This is a genomic window from Actinomadura logoneensis (assembly GCF_003428695.1).
GTDB classification, from domain to species: Bacteria; Actinomycetota; Actinomycetes; order Streptosporangiales; family Streptosporangiaceae; genus Spirillospora; species Spirillospora logoneensis.
In genome coordinates, this window is sequence record NZ_QURH01000088.1 from 1 (window position 1) to 10,754 (window position 10,754).

Genomic DNA, 10,754 nt, shown 5'->3' on the forward strand with positions numbered 1-10,754 from the left:
CTGGCGGCCCGCGCCGTCCCGCGCCTGCGCCGCGCGCGGCTGGCCGCCCCGAAGCCCCGCGATCCCGGCCGCGAGGCCGGCGACCTGCGAGAACTCCTCGCCACACCGCCCTATCCGCCGCGTCCGGCGGCCACCGGCGAGGTGCGCCGGACGCTGATGTTCGTGACCAACTCGCTGCCGGTCACCAACGCGGGCTACACCGTGCGGACGCACCGGATCGCGGTCGCGCAGCGCGAGGCCCTCGGCTGGGACGCCCACGTGGTGACGCGGCTCGGGCACCCGCTCGCGCAGGGCGTCGGGGACGCGCGGGCGCGGGTGGACGTGGACGGCGTCCCCTACCACCGGCTGCTGCCGTGGACGCCGCCGTCCGACCCCGTGCGGGCCGTGCGGAAGGCCGCCGACCTGGCCGGACGGCTCGTCCGGGAGCTGCGCCCGGACCTGCTGCACGCCGTCAGCGACCACCGGAACGCCGCCGTCGCGCTCGAACTCGGCCGGCGGCACGGGCTGCCCGTCCTGTACGAGGTGCGCGGGTTCCTGGAGGACTCGTGGCTGTCGCGGTCGCCGTCGCACCGGCCGTCCGACGACTTCTACCGGCTCACCCGCGAGCTCGAGACCCGCCGCATGCGCGAGGCGGACGCCGTGGTCACGCTGGGCGAGGCGATGCGCGCCGAGATCGCCGGACGCGGCGTGGACCCGGCGAAGATCACCGTGGTGCCGAACGCCGTGGACGACGGCTTCCTCGAACCGCTGCCCGACGCCGCCGACCTGCGCGCCGCGCTCGGCCTCCCGGACGGCGTGCCCGTCGTGGGCCTGACCTCGTCCTTCTACGGCTACGAGGGCATCGGCACGCTCATCGACGCCGCCGCGCTGCTGCGCGCCCGGGGCGACGACGTCACGCTCCTGCTCGTCGGGGACGGCCCCGAGCGGCCGGCGCTGGAACGCCGCGCCGCCGAACGCGGCGTGCGCGCCGTGTTCCCCGGCCGGGTGCCGCCGTCGGACGTCCGTCGTTTCCACGCGCTCCTCGATGTTTTCGCGGTCCCCCGCCGGGCGGACCGGGTCTGCCAATTGGTCACGCCCCTGAAACCGCTCGAGGCGATGGCGGGGGGAATCCCAGTAATAGCAAGTGATGTCAGCGCACTCCGCGAAATCGTGGAACCGGGCGTGACCGGCACGTTAACTCTTCCCGAAGACGCGGAGGCATGGGCCAATTCCCTGGCTGAACTCATTTACAGTCCGGAACAGAGAATGAAATTGGGGCGGGCCGCCCGGGAATGGGTTGGGGCCGAGCGCACATGGCGCGCGGTGACCGCCGGCTACCGGGCCGCCGCCCGCTCCTGAACTCCTGAAGCGAAGGGAGCCACCGGCGTGGATCTGGTGGTCATCGGGCTCGGCTACGTCGGGCTGCCGCTGGTGCGCGAGGCGTGCCGGGCCGGGCTCAGGGTCGGCGGATACGACCGCGACGACCGCGTCGTCGCGGGCCTGGCCGCGGGACGGTCGCACGTGGACGACGTGTCCGACGCGGAGGTCGCGGAGATGCTGGCGGCCGGGTTCGCGCCGTCCGGCTCGGAGGAGGTCCTGGACGGCGCGGGCACGGTGGTGATCTGCGTGCCGACCCCGCTCTCGGACGAGGGCGGGCCGGACCTCACCGCCGTCCGCGGCGCGTCCGCGGCGATCGCCGGACGGCTCGCGCCGGGAACGCTGGTGGTGCTGGAGTCCACCACCTACCCGGGCACGACCGAGGAGGTCGTCCGGCCCATCCTGGAGGCGTCCGGGCTGGTCGCGGGGGTGGACTTCCACCTGGCGTTCTCGCCGGAGCGGATCGACCCGGGCAACCCGGTCTACGGCGTCCGCAACACCCCGAAGATCGTCGGGGGCCTGACCCCGGCCTGCGCGACGGCCGCCGCCGCGTTCTACGGCAAGTTCGTCGAGCGGGTCGTCCAGGCGAAGGGCACCCGCGAGGCGGAGATGGCCAAGCTGCTGGAGAACACCTACCGGCACGTCAACATCGCGCTGGTCAACGAGATGGCGGTGTTCTGCCACGAGCTGGGCATCGACCTGTGGGACGCGATCGACTGCGCCGCGACCAAGCCGTTCGGCTTCCAGGCGTTCCGGCCGGGCCCGGGTGTCGGCGGGCACTGCATCCCGATCGACCCGAACTACCTGTCGTACAAGGTCAGGTCGCTGGGGTACCCGTTCCGGTTCGTCGAGCTGGCGCAGGAGATCAACGACCGGATGCCCCGGTACGTCGCCGAGCGCGCGCAGCAGCTGCTCAACCGCGAGGGCCGCGCACTGAAGGGCGCCCGGGTGCTGCTGCTCGGCGTCACCTACAAGGCCGACATCGCCGACCAGCGCGAGAGCCCGGCCCGGCCGGTCGCGCGCCGCCTGCTGCGGCTCGGCGCGGACCTGGCCTTCCACGACCCCTACGTCACGTCCTGGCAGGTGGACGGCGCCGACGTCCGGCGCGCCGAGGGGGAGCTCACCGCCGCGCTGGCGGACGCCGACCTGGCGATCGTGCTCGCCGACCACACCGCCTACGACCCGCGGCTGCTGACCCGGCACGCCCGGCTGCTGTTCGACACCCGCGGCCGGACCCGGGCCCTCGCCGGAGCGGGCGCCGAGCTTCTATGACCGAACTCCACCTGCCCGCCGCCCGGAATTCATCGGCAATTTCCGCGGCCCGCGCAGAATCCCCGGAAGAAAACCGTCTCCCATCCGGAGTGAGTGGAATGCGGGTCTGCGTCTGCACGGTCGTGCACCATCCGGAGGACGCGCGGATTCTGCACCGGCAGATTCGCGCCCTTCTGGACGCCGGGCACGAGGTCACCTATATCGCCCCGTTCCGGGCGACCAACTCCACGCCGTGGCGGGAGGTGTCGCCGGTGGACGTGCCGCGCGCCACCGGCCGCCGCCGGCTCCGCGCCCTGCGCGCCGCGCACCGCGCGCTGGCCGAGCACGCCGGCTACGCGGACCTGGTCCTACTGCACGACCCGGAGCTCCTGGTCGGCCTGCCCCGGTCCGTCCGCCGCCGCACGACGGTCGTCTGGGACGTCCACGAGGACACCGCCGCCGCGCTCACCGCCAAGGGCTGGCTCCCGGCCCCGCTCGCCCCGCTGCTGCGCCCGCTCGTCCGCCGCCTCGAGCGTCGCGCCGAGCGCCGCCACCACCTGCTGCTCGCCGAGGACGGCTACCGGGACCGCTTCCGCGAACCGCACCCGGTCGTCCCGAACACCACCTACGTGGACGAGCGCCCGCCCGCCGTCCCCGACGACCGCCGCGTCGTCTACGTCGGCCACCTCTCCGCCGCCCGCGGCGCCCTCGACATGATCGAGACCGCCCGCCTCCTCGCCCCCGAGGGCGTCCTGGTCGAGCTGATCGGCTCCGCCGACCCCGACATCCGCCCGGCGCTGCACGACGCCCAGCTCGCGGGCGTCCTGCGCTGGTACGGCTTCGTCCCGAACGACCGCGCCCTGCGCATCGCCGAGGGCGCGATGGCCGGCCTCGCCCTCCTCCACGACGAGCCCAACTACCGCCACTCGATGCCCACCAAGGTCGTCGAGTACATGGCGCGCGGCATCCCGGTCGTCACCACCCCGAACCCGCCCGCCGTCGGCATCGTCGAACCGTCCGGCTGCGGCGAGGTCGTCCCCTTCGCCGACCCGGCCGCCGCCGCCGCGGCGATCCGCCGCCTGCGCGCCGACCCCGACCGCCGCGCCGCCATGGCCGAACGCGGCCACGCCACGGCCCGCGCCCGCTTCCACTGGCCCCTCCAGGCGGCCCCCTTCGTCCGCCAACTGGAAACCTGGGCCACCACCCGCTCCGGCGCCGTCCAGCCGGCCACCGCGCCCGTGCCGGCGCTCCACGACGCGCCATCGTTCGCACCGGCCTCCCAGGACCTCACGCCGGTGTCCCGGGACGCCGCCGCGCTCCAGAACGGGCCGCACTCCGACAGCGCCCCGCCGTCCTCGCCGCTCGCGGACAGGTCTATCCCGCCGGCGCCGCCGGCGCCGAGTCGGCGGCCGGCCTGAAACCGAGCACGTCGGGCCAGCGCTCGACCGGCTTCAGCGGACGGTCGAGCACGACGCCCGACGGGTACACGTGCATGGGCAGCCGCGGGTCGGGACGGAAGGTGCCGTCCGCCTGCCGGTGGGGCGCGTCCGTGTAGAGGAAGCCGCGCCCGCGGTAGTACTCGTGCAGCCGGATGTTGTCGGTCCACACGTCGATGCGCATGACCTCGGCGCCCCAGGCGAGGCGTCCCCATTCCCCGGCCCACTGGACCAGCCGCTCACCGAGCCGGGTGCCCGCGTACCGGCGGTCGATGACGAGCCGGTGCAGGTAGACGGCCCTGACCTTCAGCTCATCGGCGGTCCAGAGCGCCGGGTTCGGGACACGGGTGACGAAGGTGGTCGCGATCGGGCGGTCCCCGTCGGCGACGAGCCAGGTGACCGCCTGCGCGTACCCGTCCTCGCCCCTCTCCCGGGAGAGCTCGATGCCCCGCCGGATGCGCCGCTCCCGCTCCACCGCGTTCGGCCAGGGCTCGGCCCACTGGCCCGTCCCCTGGCCGCGCAGCCACCGGGCCGCGTCGTCGATGAGGCGGATGATGTCGGCGACGTCCTCGTCGCCGGCCCGACGAAGGGTGAATGCTGCGCTGTCCATGGCTCCGTGAGATGTCCGCCGGCGTTTCCGCCCACCGGCGTGGTGAGATGGGCCGTTCACCGCATGGCGCGAAGAAGGGCGGCCTCGACCCCTGATCCCGGCCTGCCGGGGGAGCCGCTCAGCGGCGACGGCCCCGGACGCCGGCCCGCGTATGAAGGACGGAATCGCTCAGGATCGCCCTCCCTCCTTCGCGGCGCCCTTGTCGTAGGCCCACGGCGACGGCGGAACCACTCCGACGACCAGGTCGAGCTGGTTGCGGTCGGCCGGGTAGACGGTGCGGGTGAAGCGGATGGGCCTCTGGTCGACGTCGTACCCCACCCGGTCGTGGACGATCACCACGCTGCCGCTGTCGCGCAGCGAGAAGAAGGTGGTCTCGTTGCTGTCGGGCGCACGGGCGGTGATGCGGTCCCGGTAGGCGACCTGCTCGACCCCGAGGGTCTCCTTGAGGTAGGCGACCGCGCCCTCGTCGATGTCCTCGTCGTCCAGCAGCCGGTCGGCCCCCCGGGTCACGTACTCCATGGGGTAGTAGGTGGTCTGCAGGGACCAGGCGCGGCCCTCGATGAACCGCTCCTGGTGCCGCAGGACGACCCGAGTGCCGTCCTTGAGCGCGAGCGCCTTGGCCACCTCGGGGGTCGCCCGCTGGATCTCGACCTTCGGGTCCTTGTTCTCGAACTGCCGGGCCTGCAACTCGGCGTCGAACCGGTAGGCCGCGCCCTCGCCGCCGGGGGTGCCGGCCGGCGGCTGCGGGATGCCCGCGAGCGTCACCGCGAACGGGACGGTCCCCTCCAGCACGAAGGTGCCGCGCCCCTGCGTGGTCTCGACCAGTCCCCGGGCCTTGAGGATCTTCACCGCCTCGCGGATGGTGTTGCGGGAGGCGTTGTCGTAGTCGACCATCAGCTGCTCTTCGGTGGGCAGCCGCTCGCCCGCGGCGAACTCGCCCTCCTCGATGCGGCGTGCCAGGTCGTCGGCGATGTCCCGGTACCTGGCCCCGGCCATTGACCCACTCCTTCGTACGGTCGCGACACTCGGTATGTGCTACAGCCATCCTACTCATAGGCCTTGCAGAAAGGTAGGAACGAATGAATAATCCAGCCAAGGACTTGAACGGCTGAGCGGAACACCTCCAAGAGCTACATCTCTGGCCCGAGGCGGTCGAACCCACCATCCTGATCTGTCACCTGATCTGCCACTTGCTCTGTCCGGAGCGGCGCCCTCCCAGCCCGTTCTCCATCGAAACCCCTGCGGTCCGCCGGTCGGCGGCCGCTACGAGGAGATGATCGGCCACCGGCCTTCGGAAAACGTGATCGGCGATACCTCTCCCCTGCGACGAAAGGTCGCAGGTATGGGCAAACCGTCCAATTCGGGTGACAATCCGAACCACGGAGAGGAGACACGATGATGTCCGAAAGGCGAATCCCCGTCCCCGAGCACCACCCCGACCCCTGGGTGGACCAGATCCACGGATATGTCACGCACGTCGTGGAGACCCTCGGACGCGCCGGCGTCCCCGTCGAGGGGTGCTGGCTCGACCCGTCCGGCCCTCGGGACGCCACGATCCTGATCCGCTCGGCCTCCGGCCGCCGCGCGCTGGTGTGGGACGAGGAGACCGGCTGGCGGGAGGGCCGCTTCGTCCGCGGGCGCCAGGGTGAGCGCACCGTCCTGGACGGCGAATCGCACCTCGGCGGAGACGTGCTGCCGGACGGCGACGCGGTGCTCGACCGCCTGCTGAGCGGCGTCCGCGAAGAACGCCGCGCGTTCCGCGTCCACTCCGACCGCTCCGACGGCTTCGCCGCCCGGCTCGCCGCGCACTCCCCCGCCGCCGCCCTCGTCTGACGCGGCTCCCGCTTCCGCTCCCCCTCAACGCACCGCCTCCCCGGCCTCCGCCGATGGGAGGCGGCTCCCTTCTTCCCGGTTCCTCTCCGGCTACGGAAGGGCGCGGAGGTTCTGGGCTACTGCGCGGGCCAGGTGGGCGGCGGCGCCCGGGGGGCGGGTGGCGTCCACGACGACGATGTAGCGCCTGACGCGCAGGGCGATCGTGCCCGCGGACGGGCCCAGTTCGTAGGCGTCGTCCGCGGCCAGGTCGGTGCGGCGGCGCGCCTGGGCCTGGGTGGTCTCCAGGGACGACAGCAGGCCGGCGGCGGCCGCCGCGTCCGGGGCGACCCAGCGGACCGAGACCGTCGCGCCGTCCGAGGCGGGGGGCATCACCCCCGCCGCGCCCGACGGGACGGGGGACGGTGTCGCGGCCGTGGACGGCGCGGACGGCTTCGGCGCGGTACTGGGCGAGGGCTCCGGGGAGGGGACGTCCTGGAGGTCGTACTCGCAGGCCACGGGCTTGGGCAGGCGGACGGAGGCGATCCGGGCCCGCACCGGTGCGCCCCGCCGCACCGGGAGGCGGGCGGTGACCAGGTCGGCGGGTTTCAGCAGTTCGCAGGCGTCCGGCCAGGTCGCGGGAGGCACGCCGTCCAGCTCGGCCGGTCCGCGCCCGGCGGGAGCGCCCCGCACCGCGACCAGCCGGGCCGCGCCGGACGGCCGGGGCGCGGCCTCGGGCACGGAGATGTAGAGCAGCCCGCCCGCCGCCGCCATCCACGGGCGGACGCCGACGAGGTCCGGGTCCACGGCGAACGGGAGGGGCGCGGTGACGGCCGCCCCGGACGCCGGGCTGATGAGGTCCACGCCCGCGGGCAGCAGGCCGTCGGAGAGCCGGGGGCGCAGGGCGTACAGGCGTCCGCCCGCCTCGGTGAGCGCGGCGTAGGCGGGGGTGGCGCGGCTCCAGACGACGCGGCCGGACCTCAGGTCCACGGCCTCCGTGCGTCCGCCGTCGCCGGCGTCCCCGGCGCGGACGAGCACGAGCAGGCCGCCGCTCAGGGCGCTCGGGCACATGCCCGCGCCGCAGGCGTCCGGGTCGTTCCAGACGGCCGTCTGGTCGCCCTCGGCGTCGTAGAGGCGCAGGGCGGCGCCGTCGGCGGCGAGGACGGCACGGCCGCGGACGGCGACCTCGGGCGCCTCGTCGGTGCCGAGCACGCGGTCCCAGAGCAGGGCGCCGGTGGCGGGCCGGACGGCGAGCAGGTGGCTGCGGCCCCGGCAGTCGAGGGCGAGCGCCGCCAGGTCGGCGGACGCGCCGGACGGTTCGGGCGCGTCCTCGTACAGGCGGCACCCCTCCGGCAGCCGCAGCGTCCAGCGGCGGACGCCGTTCACCGCCGAACGCCCGGACAGCTCGCGACGGTCGAGCGAGGCGGTGAGCACGATGTCCGAGCCGGACGGCCAGTGCAGCGTGCCGCGCGCGACGGTCGCGGGACGGCCGTCCGAGCCGCGCCACAGCAGCCCGCCGGACAGCGCGTCGAAGCCGAGGAACTCGTGCTCGCCCGGATGCCCGTCCCGCTGGAGGAACGCGACGAGACGGCCGCCGGTGGCCGTCCAGCCGAGCAGGCTCCAGCCGGACCGGCGGTACTCCCAGCGGAGCGCGCCGGTGCGGGCGTCGCGCACCGACAGGCCGCCGCCCGCGGCCGTGACGACCTGCCCGTCGGCGACCTCGTGCGCGACCGTGTCGTGCCCGGCGACGGCGGCCCGGCGCAGCGGGACGGTCCGCGTCCAGGCGGTGGTGAGCGGTCCGGGCGGCGGGCCGAGGCGGGGCTGGTCGGCGACCGGGTCGGCGGTCACGGTGTGCCGCACCAGCCCGTCGGTCAGCAGGTACCGGGCGGCGACCGTGCCCGCGAGGGCCAGCACGACCGCGGTCGCCACGGCGACGCCGCGCTGCCGGATGCGGACCACGACCGGACACTCCCTAAGGTTGGACGTCACGACTCGGGCGCGGCCCGCCGCGCCGCCACGACCGTGCCACCACGCTTCAGCCACCACAGCCCTGCCACCACGGCGCCACACCGGCGCCGCCGCGGCGGGAAAGGACCCGACGTGCGGACCTTCACGAGCTGGCCGACCTGGGACGCCGCCCGGGCCGACCTGGCGGACCACCCGGCGCTGCCCCTGCTCACGCGGGCGGCCGAGGCCGCGCTGCGCTGGCACGGCGACCAGGCGCGGCCCACCGGGGCACCCTACGCCGAGCATCTGCTGGAGGCGCTGGAGGTCCTCGTGCGGGGGGCCGAGGTCTCCGATCCTGCCACTCTCGCGGCGGTGCTGCTGCACGACGTCGTCGAGGACACCGCCGCGACTGTCGCCGACGTCGAGGCGGAGTTCGGGGACGAGGTGGCCGAGCTGGTCGACTGGGTGACCAAGCCGCCGCCCGGCGGCCTCGGACGCAAGGAGAAGCGCGCCGCCCGGGCCGCCTACCTGCGCAGACTCGGGGACGCGCCGGACGCGGCCGTCCTGGTGAAGCTCGCCGACCGGGTGAGCAACGTGCAGTCGCTGGAGAAGATGCCGCCCGACTTCCAGCGCCGCTACTACGCCGAGACGGTCACCTACATCCTGCCGCTGGCCGAGCGTTCGCCCTGGTTCGCGCGCTGGTTCGACGAGTGGCGACGGGCCTACGCCCACCTGCTCTGACGCCCGGCGTCCACCTGCTCCGAGGGGCCGGTGCCCGACTGATCCGGCCGGACGGCGGCCTGCTCTAATGGGCGTTCATGGAACGGGAGTGGACGGTCGAGGAGTCGGTCCGGGTCGCGGCGCCGCCGGACGAGGTGTACGCGGCGGTCGCCGACCTGCGCCGGATGCCCGAGTGGAGCCCGGAGCTGTTCCGGGTGTGGATCCGGGGCGGCGGCGAGATCGCGGAGGGCACCCGGTTCGTCGGGTTCAACCGGCTCGGCTGGCGCGTCTGGTTCACGACGTGCGAGGTCACGGCCGCGATTCCCGGGCGGGCGTTCGCCTTCCGGGTGACGACCTTCGGCATGCCCGTGGCGCTGTGGGGCTACCGGATCGAAGGCATCGAGGCGGCCCCCGGAGAGGACGCCGCGGACGAGGACGCCACGGATGAGGACGGCTCCGCCGCCTCCACCCGCCTCGCCGAGTACTGGGAGGACCTACGCCGCGACTCGCGCTCGGCCCGGGTGACGGCCCTGCTCGGCCGCGTCTTCACCGGCGTCCGCGCCGAGGACCGCGCCGAACTGAACCGGCGCGGGATGCGCGCGACGCTGGCCCGCATCCGCACCGCGATCGAGCACTGACCGGCGCGCCCACGCCCCCGGCAGGCCGGCGAACCCGCCAGCGGACGTGCCGACGAACCCACCCGCGGACGTGCCGTCGGCAGCGGACGCCACGGGTTCGCCTCCGCGGCGCGGGCGAGCCGCCCTTGAGCGAGAAATAAGAACCTGTTCTACTTGTGGCGTGTCCGCTGACGCCACCGCGCCCGCTCCGCCGGCGCACCTGATCCAGGGCGACCGCGTGGCGCTCCCGGTCGAGATCCGGGACGCCGCCGTCGCGTCCGCCATGTTCGCCGTCCCGTCCGACGCCGCCCAGGCCGTGATCGCCTACTCCGGCCTGGAGGTGGCGAGCCCGCTGCCCGGCCGGGCGGTCTGCTCGCTGGCGTTCGTCCGGTACGCCGACGGCGACCTCGGGCCGTACCACGAGTTCGCGGTCGCCTTCCTGGTCAAGGGGACGGCGGGCGCGAGGGGACGGGTCGGCGCGTTCGTCCACTGGCTGCCCGTGAACCAGGCGTTCACGCTGGAGGCGGGCCGGACGATCTGGGGCTTCCCCAAGGAGATGGCCGACATCCGCATGGACCTCGCCTCGCGCACCAGGCGCTGCCTCGTCCGCGTGGACGGCCGGACGGCCCTGGAGATGCACGTCCGGCCGGGTGTCCCCGTGCCGTCCCGCAGGGCCGCGGCCGGTGTGGACGCCTTCACCCACATGGACGGCACGACCCGCCGGACCCCGTGGACGGTCTCCGCCTCCGGTGTCCGGGCCCGGCCCGGCGGCGCGTACCTGCACCTGGGCGACCACCCCGTGGCGCACGAGCTGCGCGCGCTCGGCCTCGACCGGGCCCGCGCGCTGTCCTGCGCCACCGTGGACCGGGTCCGCATGACCTTCCAGGACGCCGTGGAGGTACGGACATGACCCGCGCCCGGACCGCCCTGGTCACCGGGGCCGCGAGCGGGCTCGGCGCGCTCGCCGCCCGCCGCCTCGCCGCCGCGGGCTGGGAGGTCGTCGCGGCC

Annotated in this window: 10 protein-coding genes; 7 read left to right on the plus strand and 3 right to left on the minus strand. The window is 74.7% G+C overall.

The genetic code is table 11. The features are described 5' to 3' along the window. The 3 genes from DZF91_RS04310 to DZF91_RS04320 form a co-directional block, all read left to right on the plus strand. On the plus strand, positions 1–1,338 hold a 1,338-nt coding region (locus tag DZF91_RS04310; protein WP_235834074.1), incomplete at its 5' end, for a glycosyltransferase family 4 protein. Between the two features lie 27 nt (positions 1,339–1,365). Beyond that, entirely contained in the window at positions 1,366–2,628 is a 1,263-nt protein-coding gene (locus tag DZF91_RS04315) for a nucleotide sugar dehydrogenase (protein ID WP_117356199.1), read from the plus strand. Between the two features lie 98 nt (positions 2,629–2,726). Then, on the plus strand, positions 2,727–4,025 hold the full coding sequence (locus DZF91_RS04320) for a glycosyltransferase family 4 protein (RefSeq protein ID WP_117356200.1): 1,299 nt from the start codon (positions 2,727–2,729) through the stop codon (positions 4,023–4,025). Here DZF91_RS04320 and DZF91_RS04325 read toward each other — a convergent pair. Then, positions 3,982–4,653 carry a GNAT family N-acetyltransferase gene (locus tag DZF91_RS04325; RefSeq protein WP_117356201.1) on the minus strand — a complete coding sequence of 224 codons (672 nt, stop codon included), beginning with the start codon at positions 4,651–4,653 and terminating at the stop codon, positions 3,982–3,984. The genes DZF91_RS04320 and DZF91_RS04325 overlap by 44 nt on opposite strands. 168 nt (positions 4,654–4,821) lie before the next feature. Then, positions 4,822–5,649 (minus strand): GntR family transcriptional regulator, encoded by an 828-nt coding sequence (locus DZF91_RS04330; protein ID WP_117356202.1) that lies wholly within the window; start codon positions 5,647–5,649, stop codon positions 4,822–4,824. Positions 5,650–6,048: 399 nt separating this feature from the next. On the opposite strand from DZF91_RS04330, the gene DZF91_RS04335 reads away from it, so the two are divergent. Beyond that, positions 6,049–6,486, plus strand: a complete 438-nt coding sequence (locus DZF91_RS04335) for a DUF6292 family protein (RefSeq protein ID WP_117356203.1) — start codon at positions 6,049–6,051, stop codon at positions 6,484–6,486. A 90-nt stretch (positions 6,487–6,576) separates the two neighbouring features. Here the strand turns inward: DZF91_RS04335 and DZF91_RS04340 are convergent, their stop codons facing one another. Next, positions 6,577–8,421, minus strand: a complete 1,845-nt coding sequence (locus tag DZF91_RS04340; protein ID WP_158587846.1) for an outer membrane protein assembly factor BamB family protein — start codon at positions 8,419–8,421, stop codon at positions 6,577–6,579. Positions 8,422–8,562: 141 nt separating this feature from the next. On the opposite strand from DZF91_RS04340, the gene DZF91_RS04345 reads away from it, so the two are divergent. From DZF91_RS04345 to DZF91_RS04355, 3 genes are all read left to right on the plus strand, one after another. Continuing rightward, positions 8,563–9,150, plus strand: coding sequence for an HD domain-containing protein (locus DZF91_RS04345; RefSeq protein ID WP_117356207.1), 588 nt, complete (start codon positions 8,563–8,565; stop codon positions 9,148–9,150). A gap of 77 nt (positions 9,151–9,227) precedes the next feature. Then, entirely contained in the window at positions 9,228–9,767 is a 540-nt protein-coding gene (locus DZF91_RS04350) for an SRPBCC family protein (RefSeq protein WP_117356205.1), read from the plus strand. 160 nt (positions 9,768–9,927) lie between these two features. Next, positions 9,928–10,656, plus strand: a complete 729-nt coding sequence (locus DZF91_RS04355; protein WP_235834075.1) for an acetoacetate decarboxylase family protein — start codon at positions 9,928–9,930, stop codon at positions 10,654–10,656. Positions 10,657–10,754: the final 98 nt, after the last annotated feature.